Source organism: Brevibacillus sp. 7WMA2, assembly GCF_010748895.1.
GTDB lineage: Bacteria > Bacillota > Bacilli > Brevibacillales > Brevibacillaceae > Brevibacillus_B > Brevibacillus_B halotolerans.
On sequence record NZ_CP048799.1, the window covers coordinates 5,234,552 to 5,253,569 of the forward strand.

Below are 19,018 nucleotides of genomic sequence, written 5' to 3' on the forward strand. Positions count from 1 at the left end.
GGCCTTTCATGGTACAATTAGACAATCAATTACTTCAACTAGCATATAAAGCGTGTGAAGATAAAAAAGCAGAAAATATTGTGGTGCTTGACATCCACACCATCTCAGTTATGGCAGACCGTTTTATCATTTGTCACGGTAACAATGAGCGTCAAGTACAGGCGATTGTTCGTGAAATTCGTGATCAGGTGCATAAAAATGGGTATAATATTCGTGGTATTGAAGGGGAAGAACAAGGTCGTTGGGTATTAGTTGACTGTGGAGATGTAGTTGTTCACGTTTTCCATAAAGAAGAACGCGACTTCTATAATCTTGAAAAACTATGGTCTGATGCACCTCGCGTCACTGTAGAAGTGTAGGAAAAGGCTATGTCATATACGCATTTAGCTACAGTCTACGATGCGTTGATGGCGGATACGCCTTATCAGGATTGGCTGGTTTGGGCGGAGGATTATTGGCAGCTACACGGTAAGCCACAGACAATTCTTGACTTGGGATGTGGTACAGGCAGTATTGCCATTCCTCTGGCCCAAAAAGGCTATCAGGTAACCGGTGTTGACTTATCGCCAGAGATGCTTGCAATTGCCTACGAAAAAATGAAGACAGCACATGTTGATATTAATTGGGTTGAACAAGATATGACAGAGCTCTCTGTCAGCCCGGTTGATTCGGTTATTTCCTTCTGTGATTGCCTTAGCTATATTACGGAAAAGGAAGCTGTGCAAGCTACGTTTCAGCGTGTGTACCAGCATCTAAAACCAGGTGGAACTTTCCTTTTTGATGTACATAGTCCTTATAAAATTCTCACCTTTTTTGGAAATAACACATTTACGCATGTAGATGAAGAGATCAATTACATCTGGCAATGCTATACGGATGAAGAGCGAATGGAAGTAGAGCATGATCTTACTTTCTTTATTCGGGTAGAAAATGGATGCTATCAAAAACGGGAAGAAACACAATACCAAAGAGCTTATCAGCCAACAGAGATTATTTTGTGGCTACGAGAGGCTGGCTTTGAAGAAATTAAGCTAACTGCTGATTTTGTGAATCTTCCTCCTGTTGCTGAAAGTGAACGGCTATTTTTTTCAGCCAAACGTCCTCATGATTGACATGTTCCGGTAAAAACGACTATAATCGATTCATATATGAACAAAGCGAAAATGAGGCCTAGTACAAAAGCTAGATCCGGCATAAGAGAGTTGACGGTAGGTGCGAGTCAACCCGATTCTTTTTGGAACTCCCCTCATTGCTTTTTTGCTGAAGACTTTCGTTGTGTAGGCAAAAGCGTCTGTCCACGTTACGGAAAAGGAAGGGAGTAGGGCACTGGGTAACATTTCATCATGTTAAACTGTTGCTTTGCTAACTAGGGTGGTACCGCGAGAAGAAAAACAACCTCTCGTCCCTAGCAGCTTTTTCGGCTGTTAGAGATGTGAGGTTTTTTGTGTGTCTTAGGGGCAAGACGGTTTTTTTGTCTGCTAATCATGAGACGCGGGTAACCTTTTAAACATGTTACCAATGTAAGAAGGATTTGTGAAAGAGTAGAAGGAGGATGTAGCAAATGTCTATGCCGTATAATCCACAAGAGCTGGAAGTCAAATGGCAGAAAAAATGGAACGAACAAAAAACAAACAAAACGGTGGAGGATTCCTCTAAGCCTAAATTTTACTGCCTTGAGCAATTTCCGTATCCATCTGGGCGTTTGCACATGGGCCATATGCGTGTATATTCAATCGGGGATGTTATTGCTCGTTTGAAGCGTATGAGTGGTTTTCAAGTATTGCACCCAATGGGCTGGGATGCATTTGGTTTGCCGGCTGAGAATGCTGCAGTTAAATTCGGAGCACAGCCAGCTAAATGGACATATGAAAATATTGATTTTATGAAAATGCAATTAAACCGTCTGGGTGTAAGTATTGACTGGAGTCGTGAAGTGGCGACTTGCTCCCCAGATTATTATAAATGGACGCAATGGCTATTTTTAACTTTCCTAGAACAAGGTCTTGCATATCGCAAACGTGCTTTTGTAAATTGGTGCCCAGAATGCTCAACCGTGCTTGCGAATGAGCAGGTAATTGATGGCTTATGCTGGCGCTGCGATTCAGAAGTAACGAAGAAGGATTTGGAACAGTGGTTCTTTAGTATTACTGATTATGCAGAACGTCTGTTGACGGATTTAGACAAATTGTCTGGTTGGCCGGAAAAAGTACGTACGATGCAAAAGAACTGGATTGGGAAAAGCGAAGGAGCTAATGTTACTTTCACAATTCCAGAGCTTAATGATGAGCAGGTAAAAGTATTTACAACTCGTCCTGACACGCTTTATGGTGTAAGTTATATGGTATTGGCACCGGAACATCCATTAGTACCAAAATTGATCGCTGGTAAAGAACAAGAAGCTTCTGTTCTTGCTTTTGTCGAAGAAATGAAGAAAGAAAGCGACATTACTCGTACAGCGACTGATGCTGAAAAAGTGGGCCTGTTCACAGGAGCATACGCGAAGCATCCTCTAACAGGAGAGCAAGTACCGATCTGGGTAGCCAACTATGTACTGCTTGATTACGGTACAGGTGCTGTAATGGGTGTGCCAGCCCATGATGAACGTGATTTTGCATTCGCGAAAAAGTATGATTTAGCGATTAAAGTAGTTATTAATCCGGAAAATCCAGAAATTCTAGCTGAGGAAATTGGTATCGATGCGCCTTATACAGAAGACGGCACCTTAATAAACTCTGCTCAATTTGATGGGATGCCAAACCGTGAAGCGATTAAAGCGATTGCTGATGTACTTGAACAGCAAGGTAAAGGCGGATTGTCTACCACTTATCGTCTTCGCGACTGGCTGGTTTCTCGACAACGCTATTGGGGCGCGCCAATTCCAATCATTTATTGCGATAGCTGTGGCGTAGTACCAGTACCAAAAGAACAACTGCCTGTGTTATTACCAGAAGATGTAGTTATCGATGGAAAACGGAATCCATTGACTAGCTCTGAGGAATTCATGAAAACCACGTGCCCAACATGTGGTGGAGCAGCAAAACGCGAGACGGATACAATGGATACCTTCATCGATTCTTCTTGGTATTATTTACGATATACTGATGCAAGCAACAAGGAACTGCCTTTCTCTAAAGAGAACGCAGACAAGTGGATGCAAGTCGATGAATACATTGGCGGTATTGAACACGCAATCCTGCACTTGTTGTATTCCCGATTCTTTACCAAAGTGCTACATGATGCAGGCATGCTGTCCTTCGACGAACCGTTCCGTAGCTTGTTAACACAAGGAATGGTATTAAAAGACGGGGCTAAAATGTCTAAATCAAAAGGCAATGTGGTAAGCCCAGACGAAATGATTGAGAAGTATGGAGCGGATACGGTTCGTTTGTTTATTCTGTTTGCGGCTCCACCTGAACGCGATCTAGACTGGACAGATACTGGAGTAGAAGGAAGCTTCCGTTTCTTGAATCGTGTATGGCGTTTGGTAGAAAGCAATCAAGAATTATTCCAAGCTTCTTATCAAGTAGCTGCGAATGATGATGCAGCCAAAGATTTGTACCGTACTACGCATCATACGATTAAGAAGGTAACAGAAGATATTGGTGAGCGTTATACCTTTAATACAGCGATCAGTACGATTATGGAGCTAGTTAATAAGATGTACAGCTACCCAGCAGAATCAGACCGCGGTACCTTTGCTTTTGCCATGGAGACTCTTATCATTCTGCTAGCACCAATCGCACCACATATCTCTGAGGAAATGTGGCAACAATTGATCGGTAAGACTAGTAGCATACACATGCAGGAATGGCCAACATTTGATCCTAAAGCATTGGTGCTGGATGAAGTAGAAATCGTAATCCAAATCAATGGTAAAGTACGTGACAAGATGGTAGTCGCTAACGGACTTAGCAAAGATGAGCTAGAGAAGCATGTACTTGCTCATGAAAAAGGAATTGCACTTATTGACGGTAAAACTGTTCGTAAGGTAATTGCTGTCCCAGGTAAACTGGTTAATATTGTAGTAGGTTAATCATCTGTTTCGTATTCGTGTAAAAAAGACAGCCTCTTCTCCTGATGCTAGAAATTAGCTATAGGAGGGGGGCTTTTTTCTTTTGCGAATTGTTGACACTCTTTTATTCTCCTATATGTTACCTATGTACATGGAATAAGTAGTACATATAAGTCATATTGAATTTTAGGTGAATAATCGAGGTCAATAAATCATCTGCCACATAATAAAGCCCCATGCTATTGGCGTAAGGATGAACGTAATAGGTTAAAACAGCCATGTCTATAAAATCTTTCTTTCATGATTCTTTCCAATACTGACTACCAATTTTCCAGCTGTTCCTTCAGTTCTCGTTGATCCTCTTCAAATTTCTTTTGTGTGATGCGGAATACATGATGAAATACCCCAGGTAGGGAACCTTGTAAAATTCGTAGCCCTTCTCCGGTAATTCCTCCTGGTACGCAGACACGCGCCTGTAGCTCTGGTAGGGTAAAATGTCCTTGTTTTAATAATTCAGCTACTCCAATTAGCATTTGGGTTGTCAAATGAACGGCTGTTTCGTGGGGTAGACCAGTTTCTTCTTCCGCAGACCGAATTATTTGTTGCAGTGTATAGCTGAGAAAGGCAGGTCCACAACTAGCGATATCTGCCGAGATTCGTAAAAATGGAGCTTGAATTTCCAAGGGGAGGCCGATATGTGATAGAAGGTGGAGTAAACGATCCTTTGACTCATCTGTGGCAGAACGACCGTATTCGAGCAAGATGAGTCCACTCAAAGCTTGATTAGTGATACTTGGAACTGCACGTATGACCTGACAAGGGACGAATTTTTCCAGGTCTTCTACTACTATGGGACTTGTAATTGTAACCAAGACCTGTTCGCCGGAAAGAGCAGATGCGAATTCAGCTAATGCTGATCGATATTCTTTTGGCTTGACACATAAAAAAATCAGATCGCTATTTGTAACGACGTCAACATTGCTCATAGCGATTTGCAATTCTGGAAATTGTTCTTGTAGAAGTGCCAATTTTCCTGGGGTTCGATTATAGGCTCTAATTTGGTCGGGTAACACAGCCTGAGATCGAATAAAAGATTGTATGAGCATGCCCCCCATACTTCCAGTTCCAATAAACCCAAGTTGCATGATAATCCCTCCATATTTTTTTTGTAAAGAACGGTACAAGTCATGCTATTTTTCGTTCTAAAAAGAGGTCTTTACATCTTATGTGCTGAAGGAGGGGTTCATGTTTTTTGGAGAGAGTAACGTTTTTATTTCCATAACAAACCTATCTAATAAAATAACAAAAATATCTTTATTCCCCGGGAAAATGAGCTTACGAAGCTGATAAATTGTCGTTCTTAATCTACTCGCTTAGAAAAATTTTTTTGGGATACTCACTAGAGGCTTATTTCTTCATGAGCCCCGTCCCATCTAATACATATATCTAAATATTTGGGTTCATTTATTCACAGATTGCAATCTTTTTTATTTTTTCAAAGATTTTCTTACCTATACCCGAAATTTTCATTAAATCTTCTATTTTAGTAAAACCCTTCTTATCGCGATAGGCAATGATATCCTCTGCTCGGGTTTTTCCGATTCCTGGTAATTTCATAAGTTGCTCCAATGTAGCGGTTTTAATATTGATTTTAGTAGCAGAAGCTTGGGGTGAAGAAGATGGCAAACTGTTTTGAATTGGCAAGCTAGGGTGAAGGGATGAATTAGTAAACTGGTTAGGCAAAGAAGTAGCTGACTCTTGCAAGGTAGGAACATATAAAACCATTCCATCCGTTAGCTTTTGTGCCAGATTAACTCGCTTCTGATCAGCCTGTGCTAAGAAACCACCAGCTTTTTGAATAACATGCATGACTCGTTCATTTGAGTCAAAAGAATATAAGCCAGGATGTGTGACAGCTCCCTTTACATCAATATAAGAGGAATGATTCATATTGCTTATTGGCTCATCTTTAGAAAGGGGGGAATCTACGGATACAGAAGCTCTAGTATCAGAAAGGAGCTTTTCTTTAGAATCATTATTTTTATCTGAGCCTGTATAAGTGTTCACAGTAGCATTTTTTTGTTCGAAATCTGCAAGCTTAGTTGTTTGCAATTCGGTCGTAGCAGTGCTTTCCTTTTCCGCGAAGGCAACAGGAGTAAGTCCGGACATAGTGGTGGATTCAGCGGCGGGGTATATCCAGAAGCTAAGTCCAATAAATAAAAGGGCAGCACTCACAAAAATCCATTTTTGATAACGATCCCACAATTCCATAACCATGATTTATCCCTCCATCACATCTTTAAAGACATCGTATAAAAAGATAGAGGCAAGTGCAAAAAAACCTTTCAATCACTTAGATTGAAAGGTTTTACAGATTATTATCTTGCTATGCTTGAAGCGTTGTTTTGCTTGCGAATTTGAACAGCAGGACTTACATAAGGCTGGAAGGAATATTTCTGCTCGATAAAAATCTGATGCCATAGCATAAAGATTAAAATGGTCCAGATCTTACGGCTATAATCACCGTGACCTTCCTTATGCTCATCAAGCATGTACAACACATAAGCTTTATTAATTAAATGATCTACTTTCGCTTCAAAAATCAATTCTTTCGCCCATTTGTAGAATTCATTCTTCAACCAATGACGGGTTGGAACTGGGAACCCAAGCTTAGGACGAGTCTTGATTTCAGGAGGCAAAAAATCCTTCATTGCTTCCCTTAAAACATGCTTGGTTGTACCTTCTGCAATCTTGTATTTGGTCGGAATAGTTGCTGCGAATTCAAATACCTTTGGATCAATGAACGGTACACGCAACTCCAGAGAGTTTGCCATTGTCATTTTGTCAGCTTTCATCAAAATGTTGCCGCGAAGCCAAGTATGGATATCCAAATACTGCATTTTGGTTACATCGTCATAGCCTTGGACTCGCTGATAAATTTTTTGCGTGATATCTAGTGGAGATTTGTAATGACCAGCATGTTTAATATTCTCCATCACTACTTTTTCCTTGATCTCTTCACTGAAGATCATGGCATTTCCAAAGAAACGCTCCTCAACTGTTTTAGAGCCGCGAATCAAGAAGTTTTTCCCTTTCATGCTATCTGGCAAATGTTCAGCAACACCACGCATGGAGGATTTCATCCAAGCTGGCATATGCTTAAACATCCGAAGGGAGTGAGGCTCACGATAGATGTTGTATCCGCCAAAGAATTCATCTGCCCCTTCACCAGAAAGAACAACTGTAACGTGCTCGCTAGCCATTTCTGCTACGAAATATAGGAGAATAGCTGATGGATCTGCTACTGGTTCGTCCTGATGCCAGATGAGACGAGGCAATTCCTGTAAATAACGCTCTGCGTTCATGGTGACTTCGTGATGCTCTGTACCTAGATATTCTGCTGTACGGCGCGCGTAATCGAGCTCGCTGTATCCCGGGATATCAGAGCCAATTGAAAAGGTTTTAACTGGTTCAAACTTACGTAACATGCCTACGATGCTACTGGAGTCTACACCACTGGATAAAAATGCACCGCGAGAAACCTCGCTAACTCTGTGTTTATCTACAGAATCTAGCAAAATAGAGCGGGTACCTTCTACAAAATATGAGAATGGCTTACTTTCATCCGGTTCAAAGTGAACATCCCAATATTGTTCAAGTGTCAGCTTATCATCTTGAATGATAAAGAAATGACCTGGAGGGATGCGATATATTCCTTCATACATTGTCTCAGGATCAGGGACATATTGAAAGGTTAGATAATGATAAAATCCTTGTTGATTGACTGCTCGATGCACGCCTGGCAGTTCAAGCAAGCTCTTAATTTCACTAGCTACAGCAATTGAATCGGCCGTTTCCGTATAGTAGAGCGGTTTAATTCCAAAATGATCACGCGCTCCAAACAGTAGACGTTTACGGCTATCGTAAATAGTGAAACCAAACATACCGCGAAGTTTTTTCGGTGCATCAAAGCCAACCTCTTCATACAAGTGAAGAATGGTCTCAATATCTGAATCGGTCTGGAACACGTGACCTTGTTCCTTTAGCCATGTCTGTAGTTCTTTGTAGTTATAAACTTCCCCGTTACCGATAATCCAGATATCTTTTGTTTCATTAAACAAAGGCTGATGACCGCCAGCAACGTCAATGATGCTAAGACGGCGGAAGCCTAATGCAATATTATCTTCTACATGGAAACCATCGTCGTCAGGACCGCGGTGCAAAATCACGTCGGTCATTGCTTTTATCGTTTCTAGTTGTGCAGGTGCTTGATGCTTATTGAAGAACGAAACAATTCCACACATTCTCTTAGACTCTTCCTCTCACAGGGTGGTCCCCTGAAAATACACTATCTTAATCTAACATGGATTCCAAGCAAGCGCAATGCGACAGTTGACTCGATTATAGCAGGGCGAGTGGACAACAAAATATAAACGGTGAGCGTAAAATGTTTTTTCGTTTCGCCTACAAGTCAGTTCTCTTGCTCGATTCGGTTAGCCTTTTGTATCTTATTGATAAACAAATAAGAGGTCCTCTTGTGCGAAAGAGAACCTATGTCGACATCGTAGTTTAGTTAGTTGTTTCTTGCATCCGAAACAGGTAAGTGAACGACCTCTATACCTTTAAGGAAATGTTCATTCCATTTATTTGGATAGGCATTACGGTACACGATCCGTGCGATCCCTGATTGAGCGAGTGTTTTAGCGCAATTTTCACAAGGCTCGTGTGTAACGTAGGCCGTAGCTCCCTTTAGACTATCTCGATCTGCGTGTAAAACACTATTAACCTCGGCATGCACTGTTCGCACACAACGTCCAGCTTCATTAATTAGACAGCCACCATCATCACAATGATCGTGACCATGGATGGAGCCATTGTAGCCCGTTGCAATAATATGTTTATCCTTTACAATTACGCTACCCACATGAAGGCGGGGGCAGGTAGAACGGGTGGATACCTGATCGGCAATATCTAGGAAATATTCATCCCAACTTTTTCTCGCCATGTTGCTTCTCTCCTTTGACACCGAACACTGTTCTTACTACTATGTATCATAATTTTGCTCTATTATACTATAACCCTCTCCGCTTTCTCTATTATTTTTGTCCATATTCTTGCTCCTATAATGGATTGAGAATAGAGAGAAAGGTGGAGAACGGGTGGCAGCCTATCAGTTTTTTCTGACATCACTATGTTGGATTATTGGGATTGGGCTTAGTAATTTGGGTAGGCTCAAGCTCTTTTCACCTCCTTTTTATTTATGGATCGGATTTGTTCTATTAATATTGGCCGCGATTGGGTTGAAGGGCAAGATGAGGAAGTGGAGCTTGCTCTTAATGGGCTCTCTCCTTGCTGGTGCCTGTTATTTTAGCTGGTACGATAGTCGTTATGCTTCTGAATTAGTGCAGTATGCAGAGGAGCTTGTTTTCCTAGAGGGAAAAATTGATTCTCCCGTCGAGCGAGACGGCGATTTGGTGAGGTTCTATGCACGAATTAACAATGTGAACAGAAAACAGAGAATGAAAACCGCATACCAGACAACAGATTTAAATGAGCGAGTTCTTATTCGTCTCAAGCTACAGCATGAGGAGCAAATTAATACTATAGAAGGCTGGCATTCGGGTAATTCCTTTCAGGCACAGGCTACAATAAAGCTCCCAGGTACAGCTCGTAATCCACATGCGTTCGATTACAGATCCTATCTTCGGTATCAAAAAGTAGCAGTAATAGTTGATATGGATGTTACGGATATAGAGGTTGAGGAGGGAGAAGGGGATTGGCGGGCTTTTTTTACTAGATGGCAAAAAGAAGAAGCCAGACAATTAGAAAAGCTAAGTATGGAGCCTGAAAACATTGGGTTTTTCAAATCACTTTTATTAGGTCAGCAATCAGAGGTAGAAGCTGATCTTCAAACAGTTTATGCTGATTTAGGATTTATTCATGTGCTTGCCATTTCCGGCTTACATATCACAATCGTGTCTAGCGGCTTTTTATGGATTGTACAAAAGATTGGTGTTCCCACAAAGATTTCTTATGTGATAGGAATACTATTTATTTTGATGTATATAGGGCTAGTGGGTATGGGGGTATCAGCCGTACGATCAGGCTGTATGGGGATTCTTGGGTTATTAGCACGATCTCAAGAAAAATCTGCGCAGGGCCTAGAAATACTTGGTGTCACTGGGCTTATTATGTTAATCTACGACCCATATCAATTATTTCATCTAGGATTTCAATTATCTTTTTTTATTACGATGGGATTATTAGTATTTGTACCGTTGCTAGTCCAATTGGAATGGCCTATGCCAAAATGGTTGGTTTCTACTTTAGCCGTCACACTAGTTTCGCAACTAATTTCATTTCCCTTTCTCATTCATTATTTTCATTTGTTTTCACCGATTTCATGGCTGGTTAATGTATTATTAGTACCTGTCTATTCGTATATTATTTTGCCGCTTGGCTACATCCTGCTATTTTTTTCTCATATTCATATTGCATTAACTTACATACCTTCTGTTGTAGCTGATTATCTTTTATCCTTTGTTCATTCCTTTCTTACATTTCTCCACCAAACAAAAATTCCCTTGCGGCATTGGTCACATCCTGTTTGGTGGTGGCACGTACTATATATGGGCTTTTGCGTTGGTTTTTGGGCAATGTGGCATTTAGGCTATCACCGTAAAAAGGATCTTTTTATGGCGACCTTTCTCTTCATTTTATTGGTGATGATTGCTCGTGACCCATGGGGAAAAAAGGACGAGGTAGAAATTACCATTATTGACGTGGGGCAAGGAGACTCTATAATAGTTGAGATAGACAATTCTTTTGTATATGTAATAGATGCAGGAGGAACGATCTCCTTTGGAAGAGAGCCTTGGCAAAAACGTAGAAATCCATTTGAAGTCGGAAAGGATGTTGTAGTGCCTTATTTGCGCTCTAAAGGAGTGGAACGCATCAACTGTCTTGTGCTGACACATGGGGACCATGATCATGTAGGAGGGGTAAAAGCCTTGTTGCCTGCTCTGAAGGTGGATCGTGTCCTTACCAATGGTAGACAACCTAAGGCTGAGGCAGAATGGTTTCAAGCTTTACATAGTGAACAAATCAGAATGCATACTGGATATTCAGGCTATACCTGGCAGGATAATCCGCAGGTTACATGGACCTGGCTATCGCCTGATCCTAAAAGGACACAAGGGAGCTCTGAGAATAATGCTTCTGTTGTGCTGCTCTTGTCTGCATATGGTGTAAACATATTGTTAACAGGCGATTTGGAAGAATCGGGAGAACAAGAATTGTTACGACGCTATACATTACCTCCTATTGATCTTCTAAAGGTAGGGCATCACGGGAGCAAGACTTCTAGCAGTGAGGAATTCTTACATGCGATTACTCCTAGTGTTTCATTGATTTCAGTAGGAACTAACAATCGATACCATCATCCATCTGAGCAAGTAATAGAGCGTTTTAAACAACGGAATACACAGATTTATCGCACTGATCATCATGGAGCGATTACTGTTACAATTAATGAAAATGGATATAAAGTTACTCCTACATTACAACCAGAATAATTACAATGATGGATTATGTTTGCAACTTTCATGAAGTTGCCTACGTCTGAAAGGAAGGAGAGAGCGCTAATGATTGAAGCTGACCTGATCAAAAAGGCGCAGGCAGGAGATCAAGAAGCTTTGGTGGAACTGCTTCGCTCCATTGAAAACACCGTGTATCGGAGTGCTTTCTATATTACGGGTAACGAACATGATGCAATGGATGTAGCCCAGGAAGCTTTATTACGCGTCTTTAGAAAAATTGGCACCTTTCAGGAAAAAGCCAAATTTACCACATGGGTTCAACGTATTGTCAGCAACATTTGCATGGATCGTTTTCGGGCAAAAAAGGAGACATTATCCATCGATGAATACGAACTGACGCTACAAGACAAACAAAATGTTGAAGATACGATTTTGTTGCATAGCATGTCAGAGGATGTTCATCGAGCAATTGCCAAATTACCGGAGCATTATCGAGTAGTTGTTGTACTTCGCTATTTGCAGGATTTTTCCTATCAAGAAATTGCTGATACCTTGGACGTACCGCTCAATACGGTAAAATCTTATCTGTTTAGGGCTAGACATCAATTGCAGACACTGCTGCAGGAGTATGAGAAGGGGGGGATAAGAGGATGACGCAGGATGACATCCATGAATGGATGCAAAGAGATTTGGACGATGATTTGTCTGAGGAAGAAAAACGAATTTTACAAGCGAAGTTAGCTGAAAATCCAGAGTATATGCTCCAGTACGAACGTTTAAAAAAGGTTTCTGATGGATTGACAAATCTACCAAGAGTTACACCACCGTTTAGTATTGTTGATGCGCTCTTACCTCAACTGGAGCAGTCCCGAGAAACCCCTGAACCAGCGGCTGTTACACAGACGGAACTACCTCGTCTAGAGTTAAAACAGACAGAAGACAAATCAGTAGGTAAAAAACGCCGTTTGCCATTGTGGATGGCAAAGGTAGGAAGCGGTGTTGCGGCAGCTTGCTTGCTGTTGGGAATTTTTGTTATGGCCAATAAGGACAAAAATGAGCCAATTGCTCTTACGAATGGAGCTTCTGGTCATGTACAAGAGAATGTATCCAAAAATTCATCAGGTGACCCGATCGTTAAGGAAACCCCAAAAACAGAAAAACCTAAATCTACACCTACTGATAAAAAAACAACTGACGATGAGAAGGACCAAAATCCACAAGATGCTTCAAAAGAGGTGCCAGATGTTACACCAAATGACACCTCGACTGAATTAAAAGGAGAACAAAAGCAAAAAGAGAATAAACCGGATCACCACCAGGGCGGATCTAGCGACAGTAAGTCTGATACTGAAACTAGTGTAGCAATGGGACAGACGGACGGTCGTCTGAAGGGTGGTAACCAAACAGATGAGAATCAAACACAGCACGAGATTGCTATTTCTCCTAAAATAAAGGATAATCACACTTCGGCTTCTGATAAACAAGCATCTGCCCATGAGCAGTCGATATCAGAAGGGGCACTTTTCTCCTTGATTCCTGATCAGGTGGATAACTACAATAAGCTGGATCAAGAGGGCAAAATTCAAGCATGGGAGGAAGCGTCTAAAGAAGTGCAGGAATTTTTACAGGAGCATCCTGATCTGCAAAATGTTAAAAATCAGAAGGATTTAGAGAAGGTTATTCAAAATGCCATTGAGCGGGCGCTGAAGGAACAGAAAAAACGAGAAGAAGAAAAAAAGCAAAGAGCGGAGCAGCAAGCTAAAGATAAGCAAAAAGAATTAGAAAAACAGCAAAAAGAATTAGAGAAGAAGCAAAAAGAACTACAAAAAGAATGGGAAAAACAGATGAAAGAATGGGAGAAGCAGCAGGAAAAGCAACGAAAAGACACAGAAAAGCACCTAGAAGAGTGGACCAATCAACAAAATGGCTGGAATTGGCAGAAATAAGATTGGGTATAAATAGCCAGCAGCTACTGGAAATCAGGAGGCACCGTTTCAAGAATGCTTATACAAAAAGAGCAGAGTATATTCTTGCATTCAGGGGCCATTGGGTGAAAGAGAACGGGCTAAAAAAACAACCCTCAGTTATAATGACAATAGGCTGTTTTTCATTAATGAACGATAAGTATTTCGAAGCTTGGGGATAGCATAGGCTTCCTTCCTGCATTTTAGGCTGACTCATTATGTGAAGATAGGACGAACGCCAAATTTTGCAGAAGACTGACACCAAAAAGTGCGTTTCGCGTAAGATAAAGTATCAAGCACCCCCTGCTTCCCGTATAGAGAGAAAACATCCGGGGTTTTCTCTCTAGCGTTTACATAAAAGCGAATGTTGCTTGGTTAAACCATGGCTGACGAGGTCGTGGTTTTTTTGCGTGCAAGCCTAAGCGTGTTATAATTAAAGTAAGAAAAAAATAGAGGAAATAGCGAGTAACAAAGGAGAGATCGGAATGCCGTTACGCACGGCGATGCGGGAGATTAAACAGAAGCGATTTGCTCCGGTATATGTACTTTATGGGCCGGAGACGTATCTAAAAGAGGAATTTATGACCTTGCTTCGTAACGAGATAATTGACCCGACATACGCTGATTTAAATATAGGAATGTACGATTGTGCTCAGACACCTTTAGAAGACATGTTAGTAGAAGCCAATACCTTACCATTTTTGTCTGACTATCGTTTGGTAATTGCCAGTAATGCTTATTTTTTAACCGGAGCAAAACCACCAAGTAAAATCGAGCATAACACAGATGTCCTCCTGGATTACTTAAAGGACCCGACTCCAAGCAGTTCTCTCGTGTTGGATGTACAGGCCGATAAGCTGGATGAACGTAAAAAATTAACAAAGCAACTGCAACAACGCGCTGTTGTTCTAGGGTTTCAAACATTGCAGGATACAGATTTATATGGATGGATTGAACGGACGGCACAACGCTTTGGTGCACAGATTGAACGAGAAAATGCTATGTTGCTGGCAGAGCGTGTTGGTTCAGAATTACGGTTATTAGTCAAAGAGATCGAAAAAATGGCGCTCTATGTAAAGAAAGGCGATAATCAAACGGGGGAAATTACTCGTGAGACAATTGAGCTTTTGGCCTCACGAACGTTAGAGCAGGATGTTTTTTTTCTGGTTGAAGCCGTTGTTACTGGTAGAGTAACAGATGCGTTTCGCACCCTATATGATTGCTTGAAAATGGGAGAAGAGCCGATTAAGTTGATGGCGTTATTAGCGAGACAATTTAGATTGATATACCATGTGAAGACGCGTGCTCCACTAGGCTATACGCAGCAGCAGCTAGCTGGTATGTTAAAAATGCATCCTTATGCCGTTAAAAAGGCGCTGGAGCAAGCCAGACATTTTTCGGAGGCTAGTTTACGCCGGTTGCTAGGAATCCTCGCAGAAGAGGATTACCGGATGAAATCAGGACAGACCGACAAGAGATTAGCTCTGGAGGTATTTATTGCGAAGGTAGGACAAGAGCTACAACGATAAAGCCTAGATAGCTTTTCCAGACATGAGGGACTCGTCTATTAGCAAAATCGTAAGTACAAGCATTGTGTTTTATGTTAGCAGAATAAGATAGCTCTACAGGGTGCAGACACTTGAAGTGCACCCCTTAAAGTAGACATTGGAAAAAGCCCTGAGGTTATCCGATGAACTTTAGGGGGTGTAGTTTTTTATGGCTAAACTTACAACAAGATCAAGTTCAGTTGTCAGGAGATGAGAAAGGGAATCTTGGTAAAAAGTCCGTGCTGTTAGCTATGTCGCATTGGAGAATAGAATCCTTGATAGCTGGGAGGTATGCTTTTAATTTGACGATCCATATTGATGGAATCCGCCAACTGAAGTAGGGGGGAATGGGGAAGTGTCAATAGGGCAAGCAGAACAAAATTTCCTAAGCTAATGAAGCTTGTGTTGTGTGCGATACGGAAGTGGTTCGTTCATTACACGAAAATGACATAGGATGCGTGCTTACCTCTAAAATAAAAAACCCTGCAAACCTAAGGTTGCGGGGTTTTTTGGCCTGTCAAACGAAATTATGCTACAGGAGCAGTAAGAACGTTAAGTTTTTTCATCAGGCGAGATTTTTGACGATTAGCTGCGTTTTTATGAATAAGACCTTTCGTAGCAGCCTTGTCAATTTTCTTAACAGCTGCAAGAAGGGTTGTTTTAGCTAATTCCACGTCAGAAGCAAGAACTGCTTTTTCGAAGTTCTTGATTGTTGTACGAAGATCAGATTTTTGAGAAGCGCGTTGAGCACGGCGTTTTTCAATCGTCTTTGTACGTTTGATAGCGGATTTAATGTTTGGCATACTTTCACCTCCTTAAAACAATAGAAAAGACCATAGCAAAAGAAATGCAACAAATAGTATTCTAGCATGCGTTTGGTGCATTTGCAAGGAATGATTTTGCGAATAAAAATGACAGAAGCAAGCAACCTAGTAGTAAGAAATAAGAACAGAACACATGATAATCTGGTTCTTAATCAGAAGGACAGAGGAATGAGCCAAATTAGCTTGTCGTACGGTTATTTTTCTCTACTTGGAGGCGAATAGAATGGATGTACATAACATTGATCTAGCTAAGTATACAATCCGCACTGATCTGGCAGTAGAAGCGCATGAGATAGCTTGTGAGCAGAATCAAAGCGATATTCCAGGGATTTTCCTAGCAACAGATAACTCTGAGCCGGGTATTACCGTGACCAGAGTGCAGGTTGAGAATGAGGAGGCAGGTAAGCAAATCGGAAAGCTCCCAGGAAATTATGTGACAATTGAAGTGCCAAAACTCAGAGATAACGATTCAGAGCTGGAGGGTATAGTAACGAAGCGATTCGCCCGAGAGTTTGCTAGATTTCTGCAGGAACTCGGATTAACAGAGGATAAAAAGGCATTAGTCATTGGTCTTGGAAATTGGAATGTAACGCCTGATGCACTAGGCCCTCAAGTTGTTGAAAATTTATTGGTGACTCGTCATCTATTTGAGCTAGCACCTGAATCCGTTCAAGATGGATATCGTGAGGTTAGCGCACTGTCTCCCGGTGTATTAGGGATTACGGGTATTGAGACTAGTGAAATTGTGTTTGGTGTGGTAGAGAAGAGCAAGCCAGACTTTGTAATCGCGATTGATGCCCTTGCATCCCGAGCCCTACACCGTGTCAATACAACGATTCAGATTGCCGATTCGGGTATCCATCCCGGTTCGGGGGTAGGAAATAAGCGTAAATCCATTGACCACGCCACATTAGGAGTTCCTGTCATCTCTATAGGGGTTCCAACGGTGGTATTTGCTTCTACCATTGTAAATGATGCGATTACTTATTTATTAGGTCATTTTAATCAATCGATGCAGGAGCAAAATCGAGCATTTAATCGACTTACTGCTTCGGATATGCCTGAGCGCAAAGAACCTTACACAGAGGAAGACTTACCTGATATGGAAAAAAGGGGAACCTTCATGGGATTAGTAGGGCAGCTCTCTGAGGATGAAAAGCGACAGTTAATTCATGAAGTACTGCGTCCGTTAGGGCAAGAGCTAGTAGTGACACCTAAGGAAATAGACGATTTTATGGAGGGTATTTCTAATATAGTAGCTACAGGACTTAATCAGGCGTTGCATAGAGCCGTCTCTGAGGAGAATGTGAGTGCCTATACACATTAAAGAAGAGTAGACTGCTTCGCCATAAATAACCAATAAAAAACTGCAAAAAACGAAACGTTATTTTACTAGGGTGATCGTTCTATCTACTCTATGACATGCATACTATAAAGCATATGCAAAAGAAACGTCAGAGGAGGAGAAATGAAAATGATCACCCTATTACAACGCTATTTTTTTGCACTCTCTGCCGGCACAGCACTGTTATTTGTGCTTGTGAGTCTTTTGCTTGTAAGCCCCAATCATCAGGATTTTCTCTACTCTAGTAGCATTCAACGAGCGGCTTCCAACGTATCAAGTATTACGTTTCTCGATGCGATGGGTATGGAAATCCCTAGCTTGCATCGTACCGTTCAAGCCCAGGGAGAGCCTGAGAGCTCCACGATGCAAAGCTTCTTCTTTCAACTCATTACCGGTATTTATCCTGGTGATTTACGCAGTCTGTTAGGCAGAGAGCTGCCAGGCTTGCTTACCTACGATGATGCTCGCATTATTGTGCCAGGTCAAGGATTAGAGCTAGTGGATTTGTACGTGGAATCTGCCGCACCGAATGCAGTTGTTCAGGATGTGAATCGAGAAGAACATACAAAAGCAAGGGACATCGTACAGCCGGGACAAATCGAAAAGGATGAAACGAAGACGCCCAGTCCTCCTAGCATAGCTGGAGAGAAGCGTGTTTTTATTTACAATACACATAATCGGGAATCATGGACGCATGTAGCACCTACTGTAGGAACGTCAGTTGATCATCCAACAAAAAATATTCAGCTCGTTGGCAAACGATTCGGAAAGCTTTTACAAGAAAAAGGGGTAAATAACATTGTAAGTGAAAATGATTTTATTCAGCAATTGATCGACCAGAAAAAGACATATCCGATGGCATATGCTGAGTCATATAAAGCTGTGAAAGCTGCCGCTCAAAAAAATCCTGCTTTACAGTATTATTTTGATATCCATCGCGATGGGGATGTGTCGCGTACTAAAACGGCAATCACTATAAACGGAAAAACGTATGCCCGCATCCTATTTGTCATTGGAACACGCAATCGTAATTTCATGCAAAATGAACGGATGGCCAAAGAATTGAACGCTTTGGTAGAGAAAAAATACCCGGGATTATCTCGTGGTGTAATCGCCAAAGGTGCTCATGAGGGAAATGCCGAGTATAACCAGTCCATCTCTCCGGGTAGTCTATTACTAGAATTTGGTGGAATCAACAACACGCTTGAGGAATCTTATAATACAGCGGAAGCATTTGCAGATGTTTTTGCGGAGTATTACCAAAAAGCAGAGAAAGTGAACAAAGAGCAGACACCAAAGAGTAGTAAGAGTAAGGAGTGAGAGCTTGGATGGCGCATACGATACGATTTATCGGTATGGTGATTCTGTTGTTAATTGGCATTGTACTGGGTATGCAAACCGCTGAACGGGGTATCAATAAAGTGGACGGAAGCTTACGCGAGCAATCCCAGACCTTTGCTATTACCAAGGTTGATAATAATCAGGTAGAGATAGCGGTTATGGGGAAACAAGTAAGAACAGAGCCAAAACGTGTCGTTAATTATGTAGGTGAAGCCGGGGAATCGGTAGGAAGATGGATTAAAAAAGGGACTGAAGCTACAGTAAATTGGATTTCTGGATTTTTTGAACCATAAAGCGAGTAAAGAAACAAGATGAGAGCAAATACGGTAGATTGGGAAAGGCAATTTGTGCTGAGGCGTTCGCAAGTTGCCTTTTTAGCTGGAGTACAAGTTTTTTGGGAAAAAAATAATTGGTTTAATTATACAAAATTAATTTTTGTTCATACTA

The 19,018-nt window shown here is 41.4% G+C and carries 15 protein-coding genes and 1 other annotated feature; of the genes, 10 read left to right on the forward strand and 5 right to left on the reverse strand.

Annotated features, from left to right (window positions below):
- The first annotated feature begins 8 nt into the window (after positions 1 to 8).
- From rsfS to leuS, 3 genes are all read left to right on the forward strand, one after another.
- On the forward strand, positions 9 to 359 hold the full coding sequence (gene rsfS / locus GOP56_RS22615) for a ribosome silencing factor (protein WP_003338264.1): 351 nt from the start codon (positions 9 to 11) through the stop codon (positions 357 to 359).
- A 9-nt stretch (positions 360 to 368) separates the two neighbouring features.
- Positions 369 to 1,112, forward strand: a complete 744-nt coding sequence (locus GOP56_RS22620; RefSeq protein WP_003338263.1) for a class I SAM-dependent DNA methyltransferase — start codon at positions 369 to 371, stop codon at positions 1,110 to 1,112.
- Between the two features lie 39 nt (positions 1,113 to 1,151).
- Positions 1,152 to 1,410: a binding site (T-box leader), on the forward strand.
- Positions 1,411 to 1,561: 151 nt separating this feature from the next.
- The gene (leuS, locus tag GOP56_RS22625; RefSeq protein ID WP_163246695.1) at positions 1,562 to 4,033 is read left to right on the forward strand and encodes a leucine--tRNA ligase; all 2,472 of its coding nucleotides are present in this window, start codon (positions 1,562 to 1,564) and stop codon (positions 4,031 to 4,033) included.
- Between the two features lie 299 nt (positions 4,034 to 4,332).
- Here the strand turns inward: leuS and comER are convergent, their stop codons facing one another.
- The 4 genes from comER to GOP56_RS22645 form a co-directional block, all read right to left on the reverse strand.
- The gene (gene comER, locus GOP56_RS22630; protein WP_163246696.1) at positions 4,333 to 5,157 is read right to left on the reverse strand and encodes a late competence protein ComER; all 825 of its coding nucleotides are present in this window, start codon (positions 5,155 to 5,157) and stop codon (positions 4,333 to 4,335) included.
- A gap of 319 nt (positions 5,158 to 5,476) precedes the next feature.
- Positions 5,477 to 6,289, reverse strand: a complete 813-nt coding sequence (locus GOP56_RS22635; RefSeq protein ID WP_163246697.1) for a ComEA family DNA-binding protein — start codon at positions 6,287 to 6,289, stop codon at positions 5,477 to 5,479.
- A 101-nt stretch (positions 6,290 to 6,390) separates the two neighbouring features.
- Complete coding sequence (gene asnB, locus GOP56_RS22640) at positions 6,391 to 8,316, reverse strand: asparagine synthase (glutamine-hydrolyzing) (RefSeq protein ID WP_003343116.1); 1,926 nt, start codon at positions 8,314 to 8,316, stop codon at positions 6,391 to 6,393.
- Positions 8,317 to 8,585: 269 nt separating this feature from the next.
- Positions 8,586 to 9,017, reverse strand: a complete 432-nt coding sequence (locus GOP56_RS22645) for a deoxycytidylate deaminase (RefSeq protein WP_096886975.1) — start codon at positions 9,015 to 9,017, stop codon at positions 8,586 to 8,588.
- Between the two features lie 154 nt (positions 9,018 to 9,171).
- Between GOP56_RS22645 and GOP56_RS22650 the strand changes: the two genes are divergently transcribed.
- The 4 genes from GOP56_RS22650 (at position 9,172) to holA (ending at position 15,043) form a co-directional block, all read left to right on the forward strand.
- Complete coding sequence (locus GOP56_RS22650) at positions 9,172 to 11,586, forward strand: DNA internalization-related competence protein ComEC/Rec2 (protein ID WP_254068510.1); 2,415 nt, start codon at positions 9,172 to 9,174, stop codon at positions 11,584 to 11,586.
- A gap of 69 nt (positions 11,587 to 11,655) precedes the next feature.
- A complete protein-coding gene (locus GOP56_RS22655) occupies positions 11,656 to 12,204 on the forward strand; it encodes an RNA polymerase sigma factor (protein WP_003338255.1) in 549 nt (182 codons plus the stop codon).
- Positions 12,201 to 13,496: a hypothetical protein gene (locus GOP56_RS22660; protein WP_163246698.1), complete on the forward strand. Its 1,296-nt coding sequence runs from the start codon at positions 12,201 to 12,203 to the stop codon at positions 13,494 to 13,496. The genes GOP56_RS22655 and GOP56_RS22660 overlap by 4 nt, the downstream gene beginning before the upstream one ends.
- A gap of 503 nt (positions 13,497 to 13,999) precedes the next feature.
- Entirely contained in the window at positions 14,000 to 15,043 is a 1,044-nt protein-coding gene (gene holA, locus GOP56_RS22665) for a DNA polymerase III subunit delta (RefSeq protein WP_022585864.1), read from the forward strand.
- A gap of 545 nt (positions 15,044 to 15,588) precedes the next feature.
- Here the strand turns inward: holA and rpsT are convergent.
- Positions 15,589 to 15,864: a 30S ribosomal protein S20 gene (gene rpsT, locus GOP56_RS22670; protein ID WP_003338252.1), complete on the reverse strand. Its 276-nt coding sequence runs from the start codon at positions 15,862 to 15,864 to the stop codon at positions 15,589 to 15,591.
- A 244-nt stretch (positions 15,865 to 16,108) separates the two neighbouring features.
- Here rpsT and gpr point away from each other — a divergent pair, with 244 nt between their 5' ends.
- The 3 genes from gpr to GOP56_RS22685 all read left to right on the forward strand — a co-directional run bounded on the left by gpr (position 16,109) and on the right by GOP56_RS22685 (position 18,864).
- Entirely contained in the window at positions 16,109 to 17,212 is a 1,104-nt protein-coding gene (gpr, locus tag GOP56_RS22675) for a GPR endopeptidase (RefSeq protein WP_003343102.1), read from the forward strand.
- A gap of 141 nt (positions 17,213 to 17,353) precedes the next feature.
- Positions 17,354 to 18,550 carry a stage II sporulation protein P gene (gene spoIIP / locus GOP56_RS22680; protein WP_240470109.1) on the forward strand — a complete coding sequence of 399 codons (1,197 nt, stop codon included), beginning with the start codon at positions 17,354 to 17,356 and terminating at the stop codon, positions 18,548 to 18,550.
- An 8-nt stretch (positions 18,551 to 18,558) separates the two neighbouring features.
- Positions 18,559 to 18,864 carry a DUF3679 domain-containing protein gene (locus tag GOP56_RS22685; protein WP_003343099.1) on the forward strand — a complete coding sequence of 102 codons (306 nt, stop codon included), beginning with the start codon at positions 18,559 to 18,561 and terminating at the stop codon, positions 18,862 to 18,864.
- Positions 18,865 to 19,018: the final 154 nt, after the last annotated feature.